General features: G+C 64.7%; 15 protein-coding genes and 3 rRNA genes. 7 read left to right on the top strand and 11 right to left on the bottom strand.

Translation table 11 applies throughout. The annotated features are described in order from the left end of the window. Window positions 1-99: 99 nt before the first annotated feature. From ACQCSU_RS19295 to ACQCSU_RS19275, 5 genes are all read left to right on the top strand, one after another. Window positions 100-714: a TetR/AcrR family transcriptional regulator gene (locus ACQCSU_RS19295; protein WP_426976884.1), complete on the top strand. Its 615-nt coding sequence runs from the start codon at window positions 100-102 to the stop codon at window positions 712-714. Between the two features lie 111 nt (window positions 715-825). Further along, window positions 826-2,073: an MFS transporter gene (locus ACQCSU_RS19290; RefSeq protein ID WP_426976883.1), complete on the top strand. Its 1,248-nt coding sequence runs from the start codon at window positions 826-828 to the stop codon at window positions 2,071-2,073. A 38-nt stretch (window positions 2,074-2,111) separates the two neighbouring features. Beyond that, window positions 2,112-3,752 (top strand): amidohydrolase, encoded by a 1,641-nt coding sequence (locus ACQCSU_RS19285; RefSeq protein ID WP_426976882.1) that lies wholly within the window; start codon window positions 2,112-2,114, stop codon window positions 3,750-3,752. Between the two features lie 52 nt (window positions 3,753-3,804). Continuing rightward, on the top strand, window positions 3,805-4,878 hold the full coding sequence (locus tag ACQCSU_RS19280; protein ID WP_426976881.1) for an agmatine deiminase family protein: 1,074 nt from the start codon (window positions 3,805-3,807) through the stop codon (window positions 4,876-4,878). Beyond that, window positions 4,875-6,599, top strand: coding sequence for an amidase (locus ACQCSU_RS19275; protein ID WP_426976880.1), 1,725 nt, complete (start codon window positions 4,875-4,877; stop codon window positions 6,597-6,599). Before ACQCSU_RS19280 ends, ACQCSU_RS19275 begins: the two co-directional genes overlap by 4 nt. 141 nt (window positions 6,600-6,740) lie before the next feature. Here the strand turns inward: ACQCSU_RS19275 and rrf are convergent. The 7 genes from rrf to ACQCSU_RS19240 form a co-directional block, all read right to left on the bottom strand. Next, window positions 6,741-6,857 (bottom strand): 5S ribosomal RNA (gene rrf, locus ACQCSU_RS19270). Window positions 6,858-7,071: 214 nt separating this feature from the next. Next, a 23S ribosomal RNA gene (locus tag ACQCSU_RS19265) occupies window positions 7,072-10,219 on the bottom strand. A gap of 525 nt (window positions 10,220-10,744) precedes the next feature. Continuing rightward, a 16S ribosomal RNA gene (locus tag ACQCSU_RS19260) occupies window positions 10,745-12,269 on the bottom strand. Together the 16S, 23S and 5S rRNA genes form the textbook arrangement of a ribosomal RNA operon. Before the next feature lie 557 nt (window positions 12,270-12,826). Continuing rightward, the gene (gene tyrS / locus ACQCSU_RS19255) at window positions 12,827-14,140 is read right to left on the bottom strand and encodes a tyrosine--tRNA ligase (protein WP_426976879.1); all 1,314 of its coding nucleotides are present in this window, start codon (window positions 14,138-14,140) and stop codon (window positions 12,827-12,829) included. 104 nt (window positions 14,141-14,244) lie between these two features. Continuing rightward, window positions 14,245-16,473, bottom strand: a complete 2,229-nt coding sequence (locus ACQCSU_RS19250; protein ID WP_426976877.1) for a HelD family protein — start codon at window positions 16,471-16,473, stop codon at window positions 14,245-14,247. Window positions 16,474-16,638: 165 nt separating this feature from the next. Then, a complete protein-coding gene (locus ACQCSU_RS19245; RefSeq protein WP_426976876.1) occupies window positions 16,639-17,244 on the bottom strand; it encodes a hypothetical protein in 606 nt (201 codons plus the stop codon). Between the two features lie 53 nt (window positions 17,245-17,297). After that, complete coding sequence (locus ACQCSU_RS19240) at window positions 17,298-17,942, bottom strand: DNA-3-methyladenine glycosylase (protein WP_426976874.1); 645 nt, start codon at window positions 17,940-17,942, stop codon at window positions 17,298-17,300. Window positions 17,943-18,032: 90 nt separating this feature from the next. Here ACQCSU_RS19240 and ACQCSU_RS19235 point away from each other — a divergent pair, with 90 nt between their 5' ends. Together ACQCSU_RS19235 and ACQCSU_RS19230 are read left to right on the top strand one after the other, a co-directional pair. Further along, the gene (locus ACQCSU_RS19235; RefSeq protein ID WP_426976873.1) at window positions 18,033-19,562 is read left to right on the top strand and encodes an AlkA N-terminal domain-containing protein; all 1,530 of its coding nucleotides are present in this window, start codon (window positions 18,033-18,035) and stop codon (window positions 19,560-19,562) included. Next, window positions 19,559-20,086, top strand: a complete 528-nt coding sequence (locus ACQCSU_RS19230) for a methylated-DNA--[protein]-cysteine S-methyltransferase (protein WP_426976872.1) — start codon at window positions 19,559-19,561, stop codon at window positions 20,084-20,086. Before ACQCSU_RS19235 ends, ACQCSU_RS19230 begins: the two co-directional genes overlap by 4 nt. 61 nt (window positions 20,087-20,147) lie before the next feature. Here the strand turns inward: ACQCSU_RS19230 and ACQCSU_RS19225 are convergent, their stop codons facing one another. The 4 genes from ACQCSU_RS19225 to ACQCSU_RS19210 all read right to left on the bottom strand — a co-directional run bounded on the left by ACQCSU_RS19225 (window position 20,148) and on the right by ACQCSU_RS19210 (window position 24,221). Beyond that, entirely contained in the window at window positions 20,148-20,885 is a 738-nt protein-coding gene (locus ACQCSU_RS19225; RefSeq protein WP_426976870.1) for a maleylpyruvate isomerase family mycothiol-dependent enzyme, read from the bottom strand. A gap of 37 nt (window positions 20,886-20,922) precedes the next feature. After that, window positions 20,923-21,453, bottom strand: coding sequence for a pyridoxine/pyridoxamine 5'-phosphate oxidase (locus ACQCSU_RS19220; RefSeq protein ID WP_426976869.1), 531 nt, complete (start codon window positions 21,451-21,453; stop codon window positions 20,923-20,925). Between the two features lie 90 nt (window positions 21,454-21,543). Next, window positions 21,544-23,019, bottom strand: coding sequence for an argininosuccinate lyase (argH, locus tag ACQCSU_RS19215; RefSeq protein WP_426976868.1), 1,476 nt, complete (start codon window positions 23,017-23,019; stop codon window positions 21,544-21,546). Further along, window positions 23,016-24,221 carry an argininosuccinate synthase gene (locus ACQCSU_RS19210; RefSeq protein WP_426976867.1) on the bottom strand — a complete coding sequence of 402 codons (1,206 nt, stop codon included), beginning with the start codon at window positions 24,219-24,221 and terminating at the stop codon, window positions 23,016-23,018. Before ACQCSU_RS19210 ends, argH begins: the two co-directional genes overlap by 4 nt. Window positions 24,222-24,275: the final 54 nt, after the last annotated feature.

The raw sequence follows: 24,275 nt of genomic DNA, 5'->3' as shown, positions 1-24,275 counted from the left end.
CTCTGAGGTGGCAGGCGTCCATGGCCCTGGCTCATCCGCCCTCACCGCCACGGATTTGAGAGTACATTCAGAGGAGTTGCGCTACCCAAGGAGTCTCAGATGCCTCGTCCCCACTCTCCGCTGTTGTCCGTCGATGCGATCGTCACGGCGGCGTTAGTGCTCGTTGATGAGGCGGGGGACTTCAGCTTCCCGAAGATGGCGCGCCGGCTCGGCGTAAGCCAGTCAGCCCTGTACAACCACATCGAAAATCGTGAGCACATCATCGAGTTGATGCGGGGGCGGCTATTCGCCTCACAGGTTCCGCCTCGGATCGAAAGTCTCCCCTGGGAGGACGCCCTGCGTGCCCTCGTGCGCGCCTACCGCGACGGATTCGCCGCCCACCCGCGGCTCGTGCCCCTGCTGATCACGCAAACCGTTCAGGATCTCGGCGTGGTGAGCCTCTACGAGGATATTGCCGTCACGCTCGAGAGGGCCGGCCTGGAGCAGGGCCAAATCGGCCCGGCGATCGCCACGATTGACTATCTAGCTCTGGGGGCGGCCCTTGACTTGACCGCACCGGAGGTTGTTTGGTCACCGCCGGAGGGGCAGTTCCCCGCGCTTCATCGTGCGGTCGCAAATTCCGGCTCCGTTGAGAAGCGGGCGGAGGCGGCCTTCGTTTTCGGCTTGGATCTGCTCGTTGCCGGGGTGCGGGCCAGGGCGCTCCAGAAGATTTAATGAAAGCCTTTCAGTAACCTCTTGCGGTGAGGCGGAAGATGCCCCACACTAAATGAATGCCTTTCATTTAGTGACGGCATTCACATCTAGTCCACCCCTCGAAGGAAGACCATGTCCAAAAACAGTGTGGAGCCAGAGGGCTCCGGCCGCGTACAGCTGACGGCCAGGCGCGCCGTCTCCGTCTTCGGGATCAGCGTCGTGGGGTTCATGACCGCCAACCTGGTACCGGTCATGATCGTGGCCCTGACCGGCGAGCTCGGGTTCTCCGTCACTGATGCGGGTGTCCTGATCACAGCGTCCCTGCTGGCCTGCGCCGCGTCGTGTCTGTTGACCTCCCGATGGTCCTCAGCCGGTGGAGGCCGGTATGTAGTTGCCCGTGTGGGCCTGGCCTTGACCGCTTTGGGCTTCGGTGCCGCCGCATTTGTTCCGTCAGTACCCGTAGTTATCGCCGGCATCGTCATCGGCGGCATGGGCGCCGGCGGGGCCGTCTCCGCCGGCGGTGCTGCGTTGGGCGCCCTGCGCAACCCTGACCGCGCTTCGGGCATCAACGGTTTCACTAACCGGGCCATCGTGTCGGTCGTCCTGTTCGCGATCCCTGCTCTGGGGGCCGGAATGGGCAGTGCCTTCGGACTGCTTGCCGGCCTCGCTGCCGCTGCCCTGCTGACCACGGCATGGCTGCCGGACCGACCCGCCCCCACATCCACCTCAGGGTCCTCCTTGCCCGCAACAACAACCCTTGGGTCCTCCCGCACTACGACATTTGCGGGGGTCGGGCTGTTGGCATGCTTCGCCCTGTGGGCGCTCAGCGAGGACTCGCTGTGGGCCGTGGCCGCCACTATGGGGGCAGACCAGGCCCGCCTCGACGAGACCGGGATGGGCTTGGCATTGAGCCTGTCCGCATTGGGCGGACTGGTTGCCACAGCACTAGTCGGCGTGTTCGGGCGGCGCCTGGGACGCACCGTGCCCCTTGCTCTAGTTCTCGTGACGGGCGGTCTTCTCAAGCTTCTCTCCGGGACCGTGACCGAACCGGGATGGTACCTGGCGGTCATCATCGCTTGGAACACGATCTACGCGGCCGCGTTTGTCTACATCCTCGCTGTCGCCGTCGCGCTGGACGCCTCGGGACGCTGGTCTGCCCCACTGCTGGGCGTATACCTCATCGGATCCTCCTTCGCCCCCGTCTTCGGGACATCCCTTTCGGCCGGGATGGGCTACGCCGGGATGGGCATCGTCTTGGCGTGCATGACCTTCGCGCTTCTGATCCCGCTCATCGTGATCTCCCGCATCTCCGTTCGCATCGAGGCCGCCTCGGCCGGCCGGTCGCCGGAGCCCAGGTTCCCCCAGGCGGCGATCGCCTGATGTCCGCCACCCCGTCCACACCACATGAAAGTCCAACCTTGAACGAGCGCACCCTTTACACCAATGCCACCGTCTTCACCGCAGACGGCACTACTGCTGAAGCCTTTGTTGTCGAGGAGTCCCGGTTCAGTTACGTCGGGACCGAGGCCGACGCGCGCCGGACCGCAGGGCCCGACGCCGCGGAGGTCGACTTGGCCGGTGGCTTCGTCCTGCCCGGGTTCGTCGACGCCCACACCCACCTGCTGATGATGGGACAGGCCGTGCAGAAGGTGGCCCTGCGCGACGCCTCGGACCTTGCCCACATTCAGCAGCGGCTACGTGAGGCGGCCGCGGAGAACCCACAGGCGCCCAGGATCCTGGGCGCAGGCTGGCTTTACAGCGCCTTGGGGGGTGTTGCGCCGACCCGCCAGATCCTTGACGAGGCCGTCGCCGACCGACCCGTGTACCTCGACGCCAACGACCTGCACTCAGTCTGGGTCAACAGCGCAGCACTGGCGGAACTCGGTATCGACGATGCCACGCCAGACCCGATCGGCGGCCGGATCGGCCGCGACCCGGCCACCGCGGCGGCCGACGGAATGCTTTACGAGACAGCCGCGCAGCAGATCGTCTGGCCCGCCCTGGCCCGGGCCGCTACTGACACGGACCGCGACTCGCACCTCGAGGCGGCCTTCGACCATTACCTCTCGGCCGGCGTCACCAGCGCCGTGGACATGGCCGTTCAGGACGACGACCTCGACACCTTCCGACGTGCCCTGCACCGCCACGGCGGCTCCCTGCCCCTGCGGGTAAAGGGCCACTGGCTCGTCTTCCGACACGCGGCCGACCAGGACAACCTCGCCCAGGTCCACCGGGCCGCAGAATTGGCCGCGGAGCTCTCGGGCGAGTGGCTCCAAATCTGCGGAATCAAGATCGTCATCGACGGCGTCATCGACAGCTGCACTGCAGCCATGAAGGAGCCCTACGCCGACGGAAGCCGCTGTGAACCCATTTGGGACCGGGAGTCCCTGATCCCGATCGTGGTCGCCGCCGACGCTGCCGGCATGCAGATTGCCCTGCATGCCATCGGCGACGAAGCGTCGGACATCGCCCTGGACGCCCTCGAAGAGGCGCACCGGGTCAACGGCCCCATGGACCGCCGGCACCGCATCGAGCACCTTGAGACCGTCACCGACGCCAACGTGCGGCGGCTCGCCGCCCTCGGTGTGGTGGCCTCCGTGCAACCCGTCCACGCCGACCCTGCAATCCAGGACAACTGGAAGGCCGTGCTGGGCGACCACCGAGTCGAACGGGCCTACCCCTGGACCGAATTCGTCGCAGCCGGAGCCACCCTGGCCCTGAGCACGGACGCGCCCACCGCCCCGCACCAGCCGCTGCCCAACATGTACATCGCCACGACTCGGAAGTCCGCTATCGACCCCTCGTTGCCGCCAAACCAGCCGGACTACGCCTTGGACCTGGCCGACGCCCTATGCCACGGAACCCGCGACGCTGCCTACTCCTGCCGCGCCGAGGACCGCGAGGGCCGCATCGTGCCCGGCCACTTCGCCGACTTCACCGTCCTCGACACCAATCCTTTCCTCTCCGAGGCCGAGCAGCTGCTGACCAATCGGACGCGCCTCACAGTCGTGGGCGGACGTGTCGCCTTCGACGCCACCGTCGCGGCGGTTGCGCCATAGCAACGGTTCTGCCTGCCTCCCCATCCCTCACTCATCGAAAGAAATACCCGCCATGAAACCTGCCATAGCAACGGACACCGTCATGCCCGCAGAGTGGCACCTCCACGACCGGACCTGGATTGCCTTCCCCACCCCCAACGACACCTTCGGTGCCGCCGGCAGCGACACCCTGGAGCGCGCTCGACGCGCCTGGACCGCCGTCGCCCGGACCATCGCCCGCCACGAGCCCGTGACCGTCGTCGCTGAACCCGCCGACGCAGAAGCGGCCCACGCCGCACTCGGTGAGGGGATCACGGTCGTGCACGCGCCCCTGGACGACGCCTGGTTGCGCGATTCCGGACCCACCTTCACACACGGGCCCGACGGGACCCTGGTGGCCGTGGACTGGGTCTTCAACGGCTGGGGCGCCCAGGAATGGGCAGCCTGGGAAAAGGACCAGTACGTCGGACGGTTCGTCGCCGGCCAGGCGGGCGCCGAACTGCGGCCCAGCCTCCTTGTCAACGAAGGGGGCGGCTTCCACGTCGACGGCGAGGGCACCGTCCTGCTGACCCAGACCGTGCAGCTGGACCCCGGCCGCAACCCCGGGGCGACCAAGGCCGAGGTGGAGGCGGAGATCCACGCCCGCCTCGGCACCACGAAAGCGATCTGGCTCCCGCGCGGGCTGAGCCGTGACTACGACGAGTTCGGCACCCGCGGCCACGTGGACATCGTCGCCGCGTTCGCAGGTCCCGGGACGGTCTTGGTCCATCGGCAGGAGAACCCGCGCCATCCCGACTTCGAGATCAGCAGGGAGATCCGATCAGTGTTGGAGAACGCCGTCGACGCCGCAGGACGCCGCCTGCACATCGTCGATGTTCCCGCCCCCACGGTCCTGGACGCAGGCGACGGCTTCGTCGACTGGTCCTATATCAACCATTACGTCGCCAACGACGCGGTCATCCTGTGCGCGTTCGACGACGCGAACGACGCCGTCGCGGCGGGGATCCTGGCGAATGCCTACCCCGGCCGCACTATCGAGCTGGTTGACGCCCGCGACATCTTCGCCTTCGGCGGCGGCATCCACTGCATCACCCAGCAGCAGCCGTCTCCCCGGCGGACAGCAATGGGTGCGGAGGACCGCCGATGAGCACCTTCGACGTCGTCGAGGCTACTATCGCCGAGCTCCGGGCAGCACTGGAGTCCGGCCGCGTGACGAGCGAGGAACTGGTCCGTCTCTACCTCGACCGGATCGCGGCCTACGACCGGACCGGGATCTGCCTCAACGCCCTCGTCGTCATGAACCCCGACGCCCTTTCCGAGGCCCGCGCTTCCGATCAGCGCCGTGCCCGCGGCGCGGTATCGGGGCCGTTGGACGGCATCCCCTACACCGCCAAGGACAGCTTCCAGATCCGCGGGCTCACCGTGGCGGCCGGCTCCCCAGCCTTCGAGCACCTGGTCGCCCAGCGCGACGCCTTCACTATCGAACGACTGCGCGCGGCCGGAGCGGTGCTCATCGGACTGACCAACATGCCCCCGATGGCCAATGGCGGCATGCAGCGGGGTGTCTACGGACGCGCAGAGAGCCCCTACAACGCCGACTACCTGACCGCGGCCTTCGGCTCAGGCTCCTCCAATGGTTCAGGCACGGCGACGGCGGCGAGCTTCGCAGCGTTCGGACTCGGTGAGGAGACTTGGTCCTCAGGCCGTGCACCGGCCTCGAACAACGCGCTGTGCGCATACACACCCTCACGCGGGATCATCTCCGTGCGAGGTAACTGGCCACTCGTACCGACGATGGACGTCGTCGTCCCGCACACCCGAACCATGCGCGACCTACTCGAGGTGCTCGACGTGGTAGTCGCCAACGACACCGAGGCCCGCGGCGACTTCTGGCGCGTGCAGCCGTGGGTCGAGATCCCCGCGGCGTCAAGCGTGCGCCCCGACTCCTACCGCACCCTCGCCTTAACCGACGCCACGGCCGCCGCACGGGTTCTCGCGGGCACCCGGCTCGGAGTTCCACGAATGTACATCAACGCCGACCCCGACGCGGGCACGGGCGCCTCCCCCGGCATCGGCGGGCCCACAGGACAACGCATCAAGACCCGGCCCTCCGTGCTCGACCTCTGGGAGACCATGCGCAGTGACCTGGAGGCCGCCGGCGCCGAGGTTGTAGAAGTCGATTTCCCCGTCGTGACCAACTACGAAGGCGACCGCCCCGGTGCGCCCATGATCCACACCCGCGGACTGGTCAGCCCCGAGTACCTGGAACACGAACTGTGGGAATTGTCGATGTGGGCCTGGAACGACTTCCTCGACGCCAACGGCGACCCGGACCTGCACCGCCTCGCCGACGTCGACGGGCCGCGGATCTTCCCCCATCCGGAGGGTGCGTTGCCGGACCGTTACGGTGAACTGGATTTCGACCTCGCCCAATACGCCGTACGCGCGCGGGAGGAAGGAATCCCACCGCTTCATGCAATCCCACACCTCGCCGAAGGACTGCGGGGACTGGAGGAAACCCGCCGCGAGGACCTCGAGGAATGGATGGACGAGCGCGGCTTGGACGCTGTCATTTTCCCGGCCGTCGCCGACGTCGGCCCGGCGGACGCCGACGCGAACGAGGCATCCGCCGCCCACGCCTGGTGTAACGGCGTGTGGGTGGCCAACGGCAACCTCGTACCCCGACACCTCGGCATACCGACCGTGACCGTTCCGATGGGCACCATGGCCGACACCGGTATGCCCGTAGGGCTCACAATCGCCGGCCGCGCATACGACGACAGCGCGCTACTGCACCTCGCCGCCGCCGTTGAGGCGTTAGGCACCCGTCGGACCGCTCCCCCGCGTACTCCGCCGCTGGACGGATAGGTGAAAAGCTAGGCGGCTCACAACCAGAAATATGCGCGCTTCAGGAAATGGCAGCCGCGATCCGTGAGGTCAGATACAAGCCGTTAAATGCGGGAGAGCCTCCGGACTGTGTCTGGAGGCTCTCGACCGTGTTTAATGGTTGTCCGGCGGTGACCTACTCTCCCACACCCTCCCGGGTGCAGTACCATCGGCGCTGTGGGTCTTAGCTTCCGGGTTCGGAATGGGACCGGGCGTTTCCCCCACGCTATGACCGCCGTAACCCTTGCTCCCGACCCTCCTGGCCGTGGCCTGTGGGGGTGGGAAATCTGGTGTTACAACTGTGGTGTTGTTATTCAGTTGTCGGTTCCTGGGACAACATGCCGTGTGAACGGGTTTGTTGTCTGGGAACCACATAGTGGACGCAAGCAGTCTTGTTTCTTTGTACCCTCCCCATGGTGTGAACGTCTTTTGAATCCGTTCACGAAGAGAGTGTGTGGTGTAAGTTATCGGCCTATTAGTACCGGTCAGCTTCACGAGTCGTTAGTCCTCGCTTCCACATCCGGCCTATCAACCCAGTGGTCTGGCTGGGGGCCTCTCACACACAAGGTGTATGGAAATCTCATCTCGAAGCGAGCTTCCCGCTTAGATGCTTTCAGCGGTTATCCCATCCGAACGTAGCTAATCAGCGGTGCACTTGGCAGTACAACTGACACACCAGAGGTTCGTCCGTCCCGGTCCTCTCGTACTAAGGACAGCCCTTCTCAAATTTCCTGCGCGCGCAGCGGATAGGGACCGAACTGTCTCACGACGTTCTAAACCCAGCTCGCGTACCGCTTTAATGGGCGAACAGCCCAACCCTTGGGACCTACTCCAGCCCCAGGATGCGACGAGCCGACATCGAGGTGCCAAACCATGCCGTCGATATGGACTCTTGGGCAAGATCAGCCTGTTATCCCCGAGGTACCTTTTATCCGTTGAGCGACGGCCATTCCACAATGTACCGCCGGATCACTAGTCCCGACTTTCGTCCCTGCTCGAGATGTCTCTCTCACAGTCAAGCTCCCTTGTGCACTTACACTCGACACCTGATTGCCAACCAGGCTGAGGGAACCTTTGGGCGCCTCCGTTACTTTTTAGGAGGCAACCGCCCCAGTTAAACTACCCATCAGGCACTGTCCCTGACCCGGATTACGGGCCGAAGTTAGATGTCCAAAGTGACCAGAGTGGTATTTCAACGATGACTCCACCCGGACTGGCGTCCGGGCTTCAACGTCTCCCACCTATCCTACACAAGCCACTCCGAACACCAATACCAAACTATAGTAAAGGTCTCGGGGTCTTTCCGTCCTGCTGCGCGTAACGAGCATCTTTACTCGTACTGCAATTTCGCCGAGTTTATGGTTGAGACAGCGGGGAAGTCGTTACTCCATTCGTGCAGGTCGGAACTTACCCGACAAGGAATTTCGCTACCTTAGGATGGTTATAGTTACCACCGCCGTTTACTGGGGCTTGAATTCTCAGCTTCGCCTTGCGGCTAACCGGTCCTCTTAACCTTCCAGCACCGGGCAGGAGTCAGTCCGTATACATCGTCTTGCGACTTCGCACGGACCTGTGTTTTTAGTAAACAGTCGCTTCCCCCTGGTCTCTGCGGCCCCTGCACGCTCCGGACAGCTAGTGTCCATCACGATGGGGGCCCCCCTTCTCCCGAAGTTACGGGGGCATTTTGCCGAGTTCCTTAACCATAATTCTCTCGATCGCCTTAGTATTCTCTACCTGATCACCTGTGTCGGTTTGGGGTACGGGCGGCTGGAACCTCGCGTCGATGCTTTTCTCGGCAGCATAGGATCACCGAATCCCCCCGTGAGGGGGTCCCATCAGATCTCAGGCATCATGAACGGCGGATTTGCCTACCGTTCGCCCTACCTCCTTAGACCGGGACAACCATCGCCCGGCTCGGCTACCTTCCTGCGTCACACCTGTTAATACGCTTGCCTCCCGGGATCAGGTCCCGCGCTCCACCAAAACCCTCCCGCCCCGAAGGGCGGTCAGGCAGGTTTCGGGCGGTTAGTGTCCCCCGTTCAGCATGGGCGGTTCTTCGCCGGTACGGGAATATCAACCCGTTGTCCATCGACTACGCCTGTCGGCCTCGCCTTAGGTCCCGACTTACCCAGGGCAGATTAGCTTGACCCTGGAACCCTTGATCATTCGGCGGACGGGTTTCTCACCCGTCTTTCGCTACTCATGCCTGCATTCTCACTCGTGTAGGCTCCACCGCTGGTTTACACCGCGACTTCACTGCCCACACGACGCTCCCCTACCACTCCAGACGCCTGAACCAACCCCACGAGGGGGCGGCTTGGCTATCATCTGAAATCCACAACTTCGGCGGTGTACTTGAGCCCCGCTACATTGTCGGCGCGGAATCACTTGACCAGTGAGCTATTACGCACTCTTTTAAGGATGGCTGCTTCTAAGCCAACCTCCTGGTTGTCTTCGCAACTCCACATCCTTTCCCACTTAGCACACGCTTAGGGGCCTTAGTTGGTGGTCTGGGCTGTTTCCCTCTCGACTATGAAGCTTATCCCCCACAGTCTCACTGCTGCGCTCTCACTTACCGGCATTCGGAGTTTGGCTGACGTCAGTAACCTTGTAGGGCCCATTAGCCATCCAGTAGCTCTACCTCCGGTAAGAAACACGCAACGCTGCACCTAAATGCATTTCGGGGAGAACCAGCTATCACGAAGTTTGATTGGCCTTTCACCCCTACCCACAGCTCATCCCCTCCATTTTCAACTGAAGTGGGTTCGGTCCTCCACGACGTCTTACCGTCGCTTCAACCTGGCCATGGGTAGATCACTTCGCTTCGGGTCTAGATCACGCCACTGCAACGCCCTGTTCAGACTCGCTTTCGCTACGGCTTCCCCACACGGGTTAACCTCGCGACGTAACACTAACTCGCAGGCTCATTCTTCAAAAGGCACGCCGTCACAACTACACAGCAAGCTGCGGTTGCTCCGACGGATTGTAAGCACACGGTTTCAGGTACTGTTTCACTCCCCTCCCGGGGTACTTTTCACCTTTCCCTCACGGTACTGGTCCGCTATCGGTCATTAGGGAGTATTTAGGCTTATCAGGTGGTCCTGACAGATTCACACGGGATTTCTCGGGCCCCGTGCTACTTGGGATACTTCACCAGGCGGTACACAACATTTCGGTTACGGGGCTCACACCCTCTCTGGCCGGCCTTTCAAGACCGTTCACCTATGCCTGTACTACTCACCCCACTGTCCCGGCAGAGACAGAACGGGAAGTCCCACAACCCCGACCATGCAACGCCCGCCGGCTATCACACATGGAACGGTTTAGCCTGATCCGCGTTCGCTCGCCACTACTGACGGAATCACTATTGTTTTCTCTTCCTGCGGGTACTGAGATGTTTCACTTCCCCGCGTTCCCCCCACACACCCTATGTGTTCAGATGCGGGTCACCGGGCAGCTCGCGCCCCCGGCGGGGTTTCCCCATTCGGACACCCTGGGATCACAGTCCGGTTATCGACTCCCCCAGGCTTATCGCAGATTCCTACGTCCTTCTTCGGCTCCTAATGCCAAGGCATCCACCGTGTGCTCTTAAAAACTTGACCACAAAAGATCAAAAAACTAATTCACGAGAGAACCATGAAAACCATCACTCCACCCCGAAAGGCAGAACAACAGATCCAGGTTCATATTCTTGGAAATTGCTTCTTATAAAAGATGCTCGCGTCCACTATGTAGTTCTCAAACAACAACCCCGTACCACACACCCCACACGAACCCCCGCATAAGGGGCACAACCGTATGATCGGTGCAGCCAGGAAACCAGAAACAAACAAAACCCACACCACAACCAAGCCTCCCCGTAAGGAAACCCGGCCGTGCCATGGTCCTGTTGCCTCAGGACCCAACAGTGTGCCAAACACTAAACCGCATGCAACCCGCCCCCGCACCGTTCCAGGAACCCCTCAAGAGAGGATCCGTACTGGGTAAGGAGAAGAACACGCGGCCGCTATCTGCTGATATTCCACCCGTGAGCACCCGCCGCAGAACTAGCGTCTGCGCAACGGGCGTACTCCTGACAAACCCCACACCCCGCATACACGGGCGGAACGTTTGTAGGTGCTCCTTAGAAAGGAGGTGATCCAGCCGCACCTTCCGGTACGGCTACCTTGTTACGACTTAGTCCCAATCGCCAGTCCCACCTTCGACAGCTCCCTCCCACAAGGGGTTAGGCCACCGGCTTCGGGTGTTACCAACTTTCGTGACTTGACGGGCGGTGTGTACAAGGCCCGGGAACGTATTCACCGCAGCGTTGCTGATCTGCGATTACTAGCGACTCCGACTTCATGGGGTCGAGTTGCAGACCCCAATCCGAACTGAGACCGGCTTTTTGGGATTAGCTCCACCTCACAGTATCGCAACCCTTTGTACCGGCCATTGTAGCATGCGTGAAGCCCAAGACATAAGGGGCATGATGATTTGACGTCGTCCCCACCTTCCTCCGAGTTGACCCCGGCAGTCTCCTATGAGTCCCCGCCATCACGCGCTGGCAACATAGAACGAGGGTTGCGCTCGTTGCGGGACTTAACCCAACATCTCACGACACGAGCTGACGACAACCATGCACCACCTGTAAACCGACCGCAAGCGGGGCACCTGTTTCCAGGCGTTTCCGGTTCATGTCAAGCCTTGGTAAGGTTCTTCGCGTTGCATCGAATTAATCCGCATGCTCCGCCGCTTGTGCGGGCCCCCGTCAATTCCTTTGAGTTTTAGCCTTGCGGCCGTACTCCCCAGGCGGGGCACTAATGCGTTAGCTACGGCGCGGAAAACGTGGAATGTCCCCCACACCTAGTGCCCAACGTTTACGGCATGGACTACCAGGGTATCTAATCCTGTTCGCTCCCCATGCTTTCGCTCCTCAGCGTCAGTTAATGCCCAGAGACCTGCCTTCGCCATCGGTGTTCCTCCTGATATCTGCGCATTTCACCGCTACACCAGGAATTCCAGTCTCCCCTACATCACTCTAGTCTGCCCGTACCCACCGCAGATCCGGAGTTGAGCCCCGGACTTTCACGGCAGACGCGACAAACCGCCTACGAGCTCTTTACGCCCAATAATTCCGGATAACGCTTGCGCCCTACGTATTACCGCGGCTGCTGGCACGTAGTTAGCCGGCGCTTCTTCTGCAGGTACCGTCACTTTCGCTTCTTCCCTACTGAAAGAGGTTTACAACCCGAAGGCCGTCATCCCTCACGCGGCGTCGCTGCATCAGGCTTGCGCCCATTGTGCAATATTCCCCACTGCTGCCTCCCGTAGGAGTCTGGGCCGTGTCTCAGTCCCAGTGTGGCCGGTCACCCTCTCAGGCCGGCTACCCGTCGTCGCCTTGGTGAGCCATTACCTCACCAACAAGCTGATAGGCCGCGAGTCCATCCAAAACCACAATAAAGCTTTCCACCCCCCACCATGCGATGAGGAGTCATATCCGGTATTAGACCCAGTTTCCCAGGCTTATCCCAGAGTTAAGGGCAGGTTACTCACGTGTTACTCACCCGTTCGCCACTAATCACCGGTGCAAGCACCGGGTCATCGTTCGACTTGCATGTGTTAAGCACGCCGCCAGCGTTCATCCTGAGCCAGGATCAAACTCTCCGTTGAAGTAAAACAAAAACAGACACAACCAACACCCCCGGGAAAACGGGACGCGAAGGCTGCACAAAATTTGAAACCAGCCAAAAACACCAGACCACACCACGGGGTGGCGGGCCCGGCAAATTCAACCAATCCATATAAACAAATTGGTATCAACAAACTTGGCACACTATTGAGTTCTCAAACAACAGACACATTCGAATACTTGTCGAAACAATTCATTTGAATTCCGTGTTTCGCTTTTCTTCGCTGCGATATCTAGAGCTTATTTCATTCATTTCCACTTTGCAAATCCAAGATATTCTCTCGAAATTTACCGGTGGAACGAATCCGCCCAGCAAAATGTGAAGCAATTCTTCATATCTGCGCCAATGCGCAGAAAAAATTGCTTCTCTATTTAGTGGGGGTTTGTCGCCACTCAGCGGCGGCGACTCAGAAAACAATACACGCTCCTCCCCTGCCTTGCAACTCGGCGGGGAAGGAGCGTGTAGGTGACATTTTTGGACGCCGGCAAACGCGCCGGGACACCGAACGACCCGGAGGCCCGAACGATAGGACGAAGACTAAGTCGCGGAGACTTCCACAGTTGCCAGGCTCTTCTTGCCCCGGCGCAGCAGCAGGTACCGTCCGTGCAGCAGCTGGCTGGGGGCGATAACAGCCTCGGGATCCGACACCTTGGCGTTGTTCACGTAGGCCCCGCCTTCCCCCACCGTGCGACGGGCCGCCGACTTGCTCTCGGACAGGCCGGAGGCCACCAGCAGTTCAACGATTCCCAACCCGCCGGCGTCGACGGTGGCGGAGGGCAGTTCTGACGTCGCGGCCTGCAGGGTTGCCTCATCCAGCATGGTCAGGTCACCGTTGCCGAACAGTGCTGCCGATGCTGCGATGACTTTCTCCGTGGCGTCCACACCGTGCACGAGGGAGGTCACTTCGTACGCCAGCTTCCGCTGTCCCTCCCGGGCAAACGGCCGTTCCGCAATGGCAGCCTCCAGGGCTTCGATCTCGGAACGGCTCAGGAAGGTGAACACCTTAAGGCGCGCCGCGACGTCGGCGTCCGCCGTGTTGAGCCAGAACTGGTAGAAAGCGTACGGGCTGCACATGTCCGGATCCAGCCAGATCGCGTTGCCTTCGCTCTTGCCGAACTTGGTGCCGTCGGAGTTGGTAATGAGGGGAGTGCCCAGTGCGTGGACATGCTTGCCCTCAACTTTGCGGATGAGTTCGGTGCCGCTGGTCAGGTTGCCCCACTGGTCAGAGCCGCCGGTCTGCAGCGCGCAGCCGTAGTCGCGGAACAGCTGGAGGTAGTCCAGGCCCTGCAGGATCTGGTAGCTGAACTCCGTGTAGCTGATGCCCTCGTCGGAGCCAAGGCGGGACGCGACGGCATCCTTGCGCAGCATGGTGCCAACACGGAAGTGCTTGCCGATGTCGCGCAGGAAGTCGATGGCGCTCAGCGGCGCCGTCCAGTCCAGGTTGTTGACCATCCGGGCTGCGTTATCGCCCTCGAAGCTCAGGAAACGGCGGACCTGGGCCTGCAAGTACCCGACCCACTCCGAAACCGTGTCCTTGGTGTTGAGGGTGCGCTCCGCCGTCGGGCGCGGGTCACCGATCAAGCCGGTGGAACCGCCTACGAGGCCCAGGGGCTTGTGGCCGGCCAGCTGGATCCGGCGCATGAGCAGCAGCTGCACCAGGTTGCCCAGGTGCAGGCTCGGCGCGGTGGGATCGAACCCGCAGTAATAGGTGATCGGGTCCCCGGCGAGCAGCTTTTCCAGCTCCGCCTCATCCGTGGAGACGTGGACGAGGCCGCGCCATTTCAGCTCCTGCCAGATATTGGCGAAGCTTGGGTCATTCTGCTGGGAATCGAGATCATTTAGCTGGGACACGGAATCTAAGTTAGCAGGATCGGGACCCGCTCAGCGTGTGTGACCGTCAGGGGACGCGGTGTCCCCGCAGCGCCGCCGGCCAGGAGCGGCCGACGGCGGCAGGTTCAGTCCTCGATGCCGGCCGGCACACCGGCGGCGGCGATGAGCCGCAGCCGCTGGGTGGGCCGGGTCATAGCCACATAGAGGTCGCCGACGCGGCCGTGCTCATGGTTGAGCATGGCCGTCGGCTCCAGCACCACGACGCCGTCGAACTCCAGGCCCTTGGCCTCGCGGGGGCTGATCACCACAATGTCCTGCACGTAGCTGCCGGCATCCGTCCCGACGCGGCGGCCATAGACGGCGCGCAGCGCGGCGGTGGCCTCCGGGAGGAGGTCGCCGTCGGCGATCACGGCCAGCAGGCCGCCCTCGAGGGCATCCAGTTCCTGCGGGAGAACCTCCACAAGTTTGCTGACGATCTGGCCCGGCTCGACCCGGTCGATGATCGGCGACCAGCGTCCCTCACGGACAGCCTTGGGCGCGGAAACAACCAGCCCGGCCGCGTTGGCCATCCGGGCGGCCGCTTCGGCAATCTGGGACGGCGTCCGGTAGTTGACGGTGAGTTCCTCAAGCTGCCAGCGGTCCCCGAACATCGGGGCGAGGGCGCCCTGCCATGAATTTGCGCCGGCCACGGAACTGGTCTGGGCAATGTCCCCCACGATCGTGAAGGACTTCAGCGGGCAACGGCGCACGAGGAGGCGCCACTGCATCGGCGAGAGCTCCTGCGCCTCGTCCACCACGATGTGCCCGAAGGCCCAGCTGCGGTCGGTCGTGGCTCGCTCCGCTGCGGTCAGCCGGGCTTCGCGCTCCTGGTTCTGGTCCACAAGATCCTCGGCGGAAATGAGGACGTCCACTCCCGCGGTTTCCATGTTGACCAGGGTCTGCTTGGCGTTGGCAAGATCGCGGGCGCGGTCTTGTTCCTGCTGTGCCAGTCCCCTGCCGGCCGCCGCGTCAAGCTCGCCGAGCAGCTCGGCGGCCTCATCCAGCAGCGGCACGTCGGCCTCGGTCCACGGTGAATCGGCGGGCCGGAGCAGCAGGGCGCGCTCGGCCGGGCTGAGGTTCGGTGTGCACGCCGCCAGGATGGCCGGCTTGCTCAGGAGCTCCCCCACGAGCTTCTCGGGCGTCATCGGCATCCAGCACAGGTTCAGGGCTATGCGGACGTCCCGGGCGGAGCGGACGTCCTCGGCCAGGTAGGAGCGGTCGGCGTTGTTGCCGATGCTTCCGGCCTCCACCAGTTCGGTCAACTGTTCGGTCAGTTCGCGCAGCAGGATCTTGACGAACGAGACACGGGCCTCGTTGTGCGGTTTGCCGGCGGCGCGTGCCTTGTCCCTGGCCCGGCGGACCTGCCGCGGGGTCAGGAGCAGCTTGCGCCCGTCGACTTCGAGGACCCTGTTCCCGGCGGGGATGCGCTGCCTGTTGGCCACGGCATTCGCGACGACCTGGGCCATCTCCAGCCGGCCTTTGATGGCGGCAACGGCGGATTCCGGCTCAGCCACAGCATGGATGCCGGGCATCAGCCGGCCCACACTGGCCATCACGACGCCGGTCTCGCCGAGGGAGGGCAGCACCCGCTCGATGTACTTCATGAACGACGACGACGGGCCCACCAGAAGCACGCCGGCGGTCTTGAGGCGGTCCCGGTGGGTGTACAGCAGGTAGGCGGCGCGGTGCAGGGCGACGGCTGTCTTGCCGGTGCCCGGGCCGCCCTGGACGACGAGGGCGCCGGAAATCGAGGAGCGGATGATCCGGTCCTGCTCGGACTGGATGGTCCCGACGATGTCCGACATCCGGCCGGTCCGCTTGGAATTGAGCGCTGCCAGCAGGGCGCCCTCGCCCTGGAGCGAATCGCCATCGGCGAGCATGTCGGCGTCGAGCACGTCATCCTCGATCGCTTTGACCTCGCGGCCCTGCAGGATCAGGTGCCGGCGCCGGCGGACTCCCTGCCGGTCGAAAGCGGTGGCCTGGTAGAAGTGGCCGGCTTCCGGCGCGCGCCAGTCCACCATGAGGCGCTGGAGGTCCTCCGTGGTCAGGCCGATGCGGCCGATGTATTGCGCCTCCCCAGAATCGAGGTCCAGCCGGCCGAACACCAGGCGGTCGTCAACGGCATCGAGCTGGGCGAGGCGGTCCTCATAGAGCGCCGCGAACGCGTCACGCTCGGAGACATTCTGCATGGTACCTACGGCACCGGCGCGGCGGACCTGGGCCAGCTGGGCGCGCTTTTCTGCCCGCAACTCATCGAGCCGGGCGTAGAGTCCGGCTACATAGTCGCGTTCATGGGCCAAATCAGCGTCGTGCATCGGGCGTTCCCCTATCGAAAAAGACAGACCAACCATTCTACAACCATTCCGGTCAACCCGACGGCATGTGTCCGTTTTTGCAGGCATTCTACCGAGGAGTCGGGAATCGTCCAGCTATACGCGCAGCAGGGCGCGCTCCGCTCCTTCGCTGCCTTGTAGACCTACCTACCTGTTGCTCGCCGGAGGCTGGGTATCGTCTGTCGGTACACCTGGGGACTGCAGGAGTTCATTCGCGAGCCCGTACCTGACGACTTCAAGCGCCTTCCTGAGCGCGCGCTCCGCGTCGAACCGTCCGGCCGCTACGGCACTCATCCGGGCGTAGTCGTCGGCCCATCCGGAACGGTGGAACCTGTCGGCGTCACCATGCAAGAGCCGTCCATAGAGAACGTCTTCGAAAAGGTCATGCTCATTAGATTGGGCGAGTCCTGACATCAACGTATGACGGTCCCCAACCATCTCGTCGGTGAAGAGACTAGCCACTTGTTCGGCGCCCTCAACCACTTTGCGGTCCCCCGTGTAGTTGCATAGGCGCAGGGCCCTCACCACTAGCTTGAGCGAAACGTGCTCATCACGAACGATAAATTTACGCAACAGCGCCGCACGGAAGAGCTCCACCCAGTGCCTGCGCTCCCCCTCGACGGAGTTTAGGGCCACCGGTCCTCCACCGGGTTTGAACAGCTCAACCATTCGGAAGTACTCGGTGGCCAGCGGCTCAAAAATCTGGAGCCTTTCGAGCTCGCTGGCTGGTTTTCCACGTTTACCCTCGCCCATAAGGCTTCATCATCCCCCACTGCCGGTGCTTAGGACTCAGGTTGCCCACTCAGCTACGCCGTCCGCACCTTCGCGGCCTTGTAGCGGGAGACGGTCGGATCGCCGGTGAGCCAGAAGCGCCAGGGATAGTAGTGCGTGCCGCCGGCCCCGGACACGCCAACCCGCGGCCCGGAGCTGATGTCCGTGGCAGGGGTGTGCGGCAGCTCAAGCCGGAACGGGGCATCGAGCGCATCGCGGCCGCTGTCCGCCGTCGTCAGTCCGAGCGCGGTGGCGAGCCGTGCAGGTCCGCTTGCCAGGTCCTTGGGGGACTTCGACGTCCGACGCCGGGCGAGTGCCAGCTCCTCCCCCTCGATGACTTCGCCGGCCCGCAGCAGCAGCGCGGAGGCCACGCCATCCGGACCGCAGACGATGTTGGCGCAATGGTGCATGCCGTAGGTGAAGTAGACGTAGAGGTGCCCGGCGGGGCCGAACATCGGTGCAGTGCGGGCAGTCGCGCCCCGAAAGGTGTGCGAACCGGGGTCGGGGTGCCGGGAGTCATGCGGACCCATGTAGGCCTCCACCTCGGTGATCCGGACCGAGACCGTGCCGTCGCGCCCCTCATACGTCAGGACTGCGCCGAGCAGCAGCGGCGCCACCTGCCGGGCATCGGCGGACAGCAGCTCCCGCAGGCTCGCGGCAGGCGGCGGGTTGGACGTCATGGTCCGACTTTAACAAAGACCCGTGCACTGCTCCACGGCCGTGTCCGATTTCCGCTAGCAGCCGTACCGGGAAGCTGGCAGGATGAACTCATGGACTTCTGGCAGCGCTACCGGGCAATCGACGCCCGGGACACCCGTTTCGACGGGCAGTTCTATACCGCTGTCCGGACCACCGGCATCTACTGCCGGCCCTCCTGCCCCGCCCGGACGCCCAAAGCGGGCAATGTCACCTTCTACGAGACGTCGGCGGCGGCCCACGACGCGGGCTACCGCGCCTGTAAACGCTGCCTGCCGGAGGCAGTCCCCGGGACGCCGGCGTGGAACCTTCGCTCGGACATCGCGGGCCGCGCCATGCGCCTCATCAACGACGGCGTGATCAACCGCGACGGCGTCGAAGGGCTCGCCGCCCGGCTGGGCTATTCCTCCCGCCAGCTGAACCGGATCCTGAGCCATGAGCTCGGAGCCGGGCCGCTCTCGCTGGCCCGGGCGAGCCGTGCCCAGACGGCCCGGACCCTGCTCGTCTCCACGTCCATGAAAGTGGCCGACATCGCCTTCGCCGCCGGCTTCAGCAGCGTGCGCCAGTTCAACGAGACCATAGGCGAGGTTTTCGCGATGACGCCCTCGGCGCTGCGGGCCACCGCCCGGCGCCACCAGGCGCCAGCCTTGACCGCGGTGTCGTCGACGGCGCTGACCTTGAACCTCCCCTACCGTGAACCGTTTGATCCGGGCGTCTTCGACTTCCTCGCCGTCCGCGCCATCCCCGGCATCGAGGAAGGAACATCGCGTTCCTACGCCCGGACCCTGCGGCTGGCAAACGGGGACGCCCGGTTCCGGGTGGACTACGACGCCGGCGCCCCTGGCCGGCCGCTCGTGTTGACGATCGGGGCCGTTGACCTGCGGGACTTGCCCTCCCTGCTCAGCCGGGTCCGCCGCCTGCTGGATCTCGACGCCGACCCGGTCGCGATCGATACTGCCCTGGCCGCGGATCCGCGGCTGGCCGCCAGCGTCGCCAACGCGCCTGGCATGCGGATGCCGGGAGCGGTGGACCCGCAGGAGCTGCTGGTCCGGGCCATGATCGGACAGCAGATCACCGTGGCTGCCGCACGCACGGCCCTCGTCCAGCTGTCCTCGGCCGGGAGTGAAAGCCTGGTTCCCGCCGACGGCCTTCACCGGCTCTTTCCGACGGCGGCGCAGATCGCGGAGTCCGGTTTCGAACTGCTCCGGGAGCCCCGCATCGACTCCGTCCGCGGGGCGGCCGCGGCGATGGCCTCAGGGGACCTCGATTTCGGCTACGGCGACGACCTGCCCGGGCTCGAGGCCAAGCTGCTTCCGCTGGCCGGCGTCGGGCCGTGGACCGTCGGCTATGTCGCGATGCGCGTGATCGGCGCCCCGGATGTTTTCCTCGCCAGTGACGCTGCCGTGCGGAACGGCATCCGGTCCCTCGCCCAAGGCAGGAATGGCCCGGAACTGAGCCCTGATTTCCGTGAGCTTAGCCCGTGGCGTTCCTACGCCACCATGCACCTCTGGCGCGCGGCCTCAGCTGCGCAGGCCGCCGCGCGCGCTGCAACACTGTCCGGCGCGCCGGCAAAGACCCCCACCCGGAAGAAAGTGACGCAATGAAAGCCCAGCTGTTGACCATGTCCACCCCCGACGGCCCCTTCACCATCATTGCCCGGGACGGGACGGTGCTGGCCTCGGGCTGGACCGCGGTTCCGGGGGAACTGACCGGCCAGATCCATCCGGAGCTGCTCCCCGGCGAGTACCAGACCGTCACCGAGCTCGGCGGAATCTCGGCCGCCGTCGAGGAGTTCTACGCGGGCAATCCTGCCCCCGCCATGGGCGTTCCGGTGTTGCAGAAGTCCGGCCCGTTCCGCAACCACGCCTGGGACATGCTCCGGACGGTGACGCCCGGGCATCCGGTGACCTACACGGAATACGCGGAGCTGTCCGGGAATGTGAAGGCCGTGCGGGCTGCGGCCAGTGCCTGCGCCTTCAATGCGGCGGCACTGTTCGTGCCCTGCCACCGCGTCATCCGGACCGATGGCACCCTGGGCGGCTTCCGCTGGGGACTGGCCATCAAGGAAAGCCTGCTGGACCGGGAACACCAGGCGGCCCTGGCCCTCCCGCAATCAGCGTCGAGGTGAGACTTCGCGCCCATGCCTGGAAGGCAAAGTCATGGGCGCGAAGTCTCACCTCGCGTGAGTGTCAACGGGTGACGGGCGCGCCGGCGGGCCACGGCAGCAGCTCCGGAAGGTCGACGCCGTCGGCCGCGGCAGTGGCGCGCAGGCTGCCGAGGGTGGGGTTGCGGCCGGCGAGCCAGGCGGCGATGTCGGTCAGCATGCCGTTGATCACCGTCGATTTGCCGCCGCTGCCGATGGCCACCGGCGGGAGGCCCAGCGGCTGGAGCACCAACCTTTCGCCCGCCGGCACCCGGGCGGCCAGGAAGTCGAAGAGGTGCTCGCAGAACGGCCGGCTCCAGGTCTCGGGACCACGTCCCGTGCCCAGGTCGGTGGCGTGGATGACGAGCTCGCGCCAGAGCGCCAGGCCGCCGTCGAACACCACTCCGCCGCGATAGGTAATCGGGGCCTGCCAGCCGGCTGCATCCAGCGCCCCGAAGGCGCGCAGGGCCCGTTCCAGGGCGGCCTCCACATCGGCGCGGTGTTCCTCGATGCCGTGGCCCGCGGCCATGTCGATCGCGCGGGTGCGGCCTTCGAATCCGCCGTCGTAGAGCTCGATGCTTTCGCCGCGGGCTGCGAATTCCAGCTGGCGGGCCATCGCGTTGGCGATGCCGGCGACATGGGCCAGCACGTGGCCGCGGGTCCAGCCCGGCAGCTCCGAGGGCGCCAAGACGCCCTGATCCGTCAGTTCGGCGGTGATTCCGGCCACGACGTCGGCGGCGCGGTGAAGTTCTTCCAGAAGCTCTTGCGGGGTGATTTCGGTCATAGCGCCCATCCTAGCCGAGCTCCCGGATTAACCGGGATTAACTCAGCTCCTCCGGACCGAAGCGGTGGCGGATGTGCCGGCGGTCGTGACGGGCCTGCCAGAATTCGATCTCGCGGGGCCGGATGGCGTAGAGCTGCCAGTCCCGATTGTCGCTGCCGTCCGCCCCGGGCCGGCTGTGCCAGTCGGCAGCGGAGGCCTCCGCGCCCAGCTCCGCCACCGGGCCCACGACGCGGACCTGCCGGCCCTGCTGCGGCCAGTAGAAGTTCAACGCCGCGTGCGGGTTGGCCGTGAGCTCACGGCCTTTCCGGGAGGCCCGCGAGGACGCAAAGTGCCAGCCGTCGGCGTCGATGTTCTTCAGGATCAGCATCCGGGCGGAGGGACGGCCCTGCTCATCGGCAGTGGCCAGGCTGCACGCGTTGGGCTGCGGAACCCCGGCCTGCAGCGCCTCAGCCAGCCACTGGCGGAACAGCTCCGCCGGATCCGCGTGGGCCGCGGCCGGATTGAAGTCCGGGAGCTCCTCCGGGAAATCGGGCAGGGAGCGCAGGTACTGTCGGAAGGATTCGCTCATGGAACCACCTTAAGCGCCGCGAGACGCCACTTCGCGGCAGTGTTATCGAAGAACATTGCCGCGAAATGCCATCTCGCGCAGAAACGGTCGCTACCCCGCGTACGCGCGGACGCCGGCGAGCTCGCCTTCGAGGAAGAGCAGCTGGCGCTCGACGGCGGCCGGGGCGGTGCCGCCCTGGGAGTTCCGGCTGTTGAGCGAGCCCTCCGTGCTCAGGACGGTGCGGACCTCCGGCGTCAGGTGCTCCGAGATGGCGGCGTATTCATCATCCGTCAGGTCCCAGAGTTCGACGCCGCGGCTTTCGGCCTGCTTGACCGCGGCACCGGAGAGCTCGTGCGCCTCGCGGAACGGGACACCCTGGCGGACCAGCCATTCGGCGATGTCCGTCGCCAGCGCGAAGCCCTGCGGTGCCAGCGACTCCATCCGCTCCGTGTTGAACGTCAGCGTCGCGATCATGCCGGAGACCGCCGGGAGCAGGACCTCCAGCGTGTCGGCGGCGTCGAAGACCGGTTCCTTGTCCTCCTGCAGGTCGCGGTTGTACGCGAGCGGCAGGCCTTTCAGCGTGGCCAGCAGCCCGGTCAGGTTGCCGATCAGCCGGCCGGCCTTTCCGCGTGCCAGTTCCGCCACGTCAGGGTTCTTCTTCTGCGGCATGATCGAGGACCCGGTGGAGTAGGAATCGTGCAGGGTGACGAAGGAGAACTCCTTGGTGGCCCACAGGATGACTTCCTCCGAGACGCGGGAAAGGTCCACGCCGATCATGGCCGTGATCCAGGCGAATTCGGCGAAGACGTCGCGGGAGGCGGTGCCGTCGATCGAGTTGTGCGTCGCCGAGAAGAAACCCAGCTCTGCTGCGACGGCCTCAGGGTCCAGCCCCAGCGAGGAGCCCGCAAGGGCGCCCGAGCCGTAGGGCGAGACACCGGCGCGCTTGTCCCAGTCCTGGAGCCGCTGCACGTCGCGCAACAGCGCCCAGGCGTGGGCCAGAAGGTGGTGGCTGAGCAGCACCGGCTGGGCGTGCTGGAGGTGGGTGCGGCCCGGCATGGCCACACCCCGGTGAACCTTGGCCTGCTCCACGAGGGCATCGATCGTGGCGAGCACACCGCGTGCGATGATCCGGGCGTGGTCGCGCAGGAACATCCGCCCCAGTGTGGCCACCTGGTCGTTGCGGGACCGTCCGGCGCGGAGCTTGCCGCCGAGCTGGGTGCCGGCGCGCTCGATCAGCCCGCGTTCCAGCGACCCGTGCACGTCCTCGTCGGATTCCGCGGGCAGGTAGGCGCCGGAGGCGACGTCGTCGTCCAGCCGGCCCAGGGCGTCGAGCATGCCTTCGAGCTCGGCGTCGTCCAGCAGCCCGGCCTTGTGCAGCACGCGGGCGTGCGCCTTGGACCCGGCAATATCGTAGCGGGCCAGCCGCCAGTCAAAGTGCGTGGACTTGCTCAGGGCGGCGAGGGCGTCCGCGGGGCCGCCGGCGAACCGGCCGCCCCACAGCGCGCCTTCATTGGTCCCCGAGCGCACCCCGGCCTCGCTTCGCTCGGCCGGGGACCCCTGCGCCCGTGGGCCCTGCTGCTGACTCACTGCCCTGCGACCCGGAGGTCGCGGCTGGAGGCAACCTTGGCGGACATACCCCACAGCTCGATGAAGCCGCGAGCCATCGACTGGTCGAAGGTGTCGCCGGTGTCGTACGTGGCGAGGTCGAAGTCGTAGAGCGAGGTCCCGGAGCGGCGTCCGTTGACGATGGCCTGGCCGCCGTGCAGCACCATGCGGATGTCGCCGGTGACGTAGCGCTGGGTGTCCTCGATGAAGGCGTCGAGGGAGCGCTTGAGCGGGGAGAACCACTGTCCGTCGTAGACCAGTTCGGACCAGCGCTGGCCGACGGTCGCCTTGAAGCGGGCCTGCTCGCGTTCGATCGTGATGTCTTCGAGGTGCTTGTGCGCCGTGATGAGCGCCATGGCGCCCGGTGCCTCGTAGATCTCGCGGGACTTGATGCCGACGAGGCGGTCCTCGACGACGTCGATCCGGCCGACGCCCTGCGCGCCGGCGCGGCGGTTGAGTTCCTTGATGGCCTGCAGCGGGGTGACCTTGACGCCGTCGATCGCGACCGGGACGCCGGCTTCGAAGGAGATGGTGACCTCATCCGGGGCCGGCGGGAATTCCGGCGTGGCGGTGTAGTCGTAGATGTCCTTGGTGGGGGCGTTCCAGATGTCCTCGAGGTAGCCGGTTTCGACGGCGCGGCCCCAGACGTTCTGGTCGATCGAGTACGGGTTCTTCTTGGTCGTCTCGATCGGCAGTCCCTTTTCCTCGGCGAAGGCGATGGCCTTGTCGCGGGTCAGGGCGAGGTCGCGGACCGGGGCGATGCACTTCAGGTCCGGGCCGAGGGTCTGGATGCCGACCTCGAAGCGGACCTGGTCGTTGCCCTTGCCCGTGCAGCCGTGGGCCACGGTGGTGGCGCCGAATTCGCGGGCTGCCTTGACCAGGTGCTTGACGATCACCGGGCGGGAGATCGCGGAGACCAGCGGGTAATGGCCCTGGTAGAGGGCGTTGGCCTTCAGTGTGGGCATGCAGTACTCATTGGCGAACTCGTCGCTCGCGTCGGCCACATAGGCTTCGACGGCGCCGCAACCCAAGGCACGCTGGCGGATCGTCTCCAGCGACTCGCCGCCCTGTCCGACGTCGACCGCCACGGCGATGACCTCGGCTCCGGTGGCTTCACCGATCCAGCCGATGGCTACGGAAGTATCCAGGCCACCGGAGTAGGCCAGCACAATACGCTCAGTCACTTCAAATGCTCCTTAGTTGTTGGTTGGTTATTTGTTTGTCTGGTGAAAGCCTGT

Source organism: Pseudarthrobacter sp. O4 (genome assembly GCF_050157025.1).
In the GTDB taxonomy this organism is placed as follows: domain Bacteria; phylum Actinomycetota; class Actinomycetes; order Actinomycetales; family Micrococcaceae; genus Arthrobacter.
Note: the sequence above shows the minus strand (reverse complement) of the source record. Positions and strands in the feature narration are given on the sequence as shown.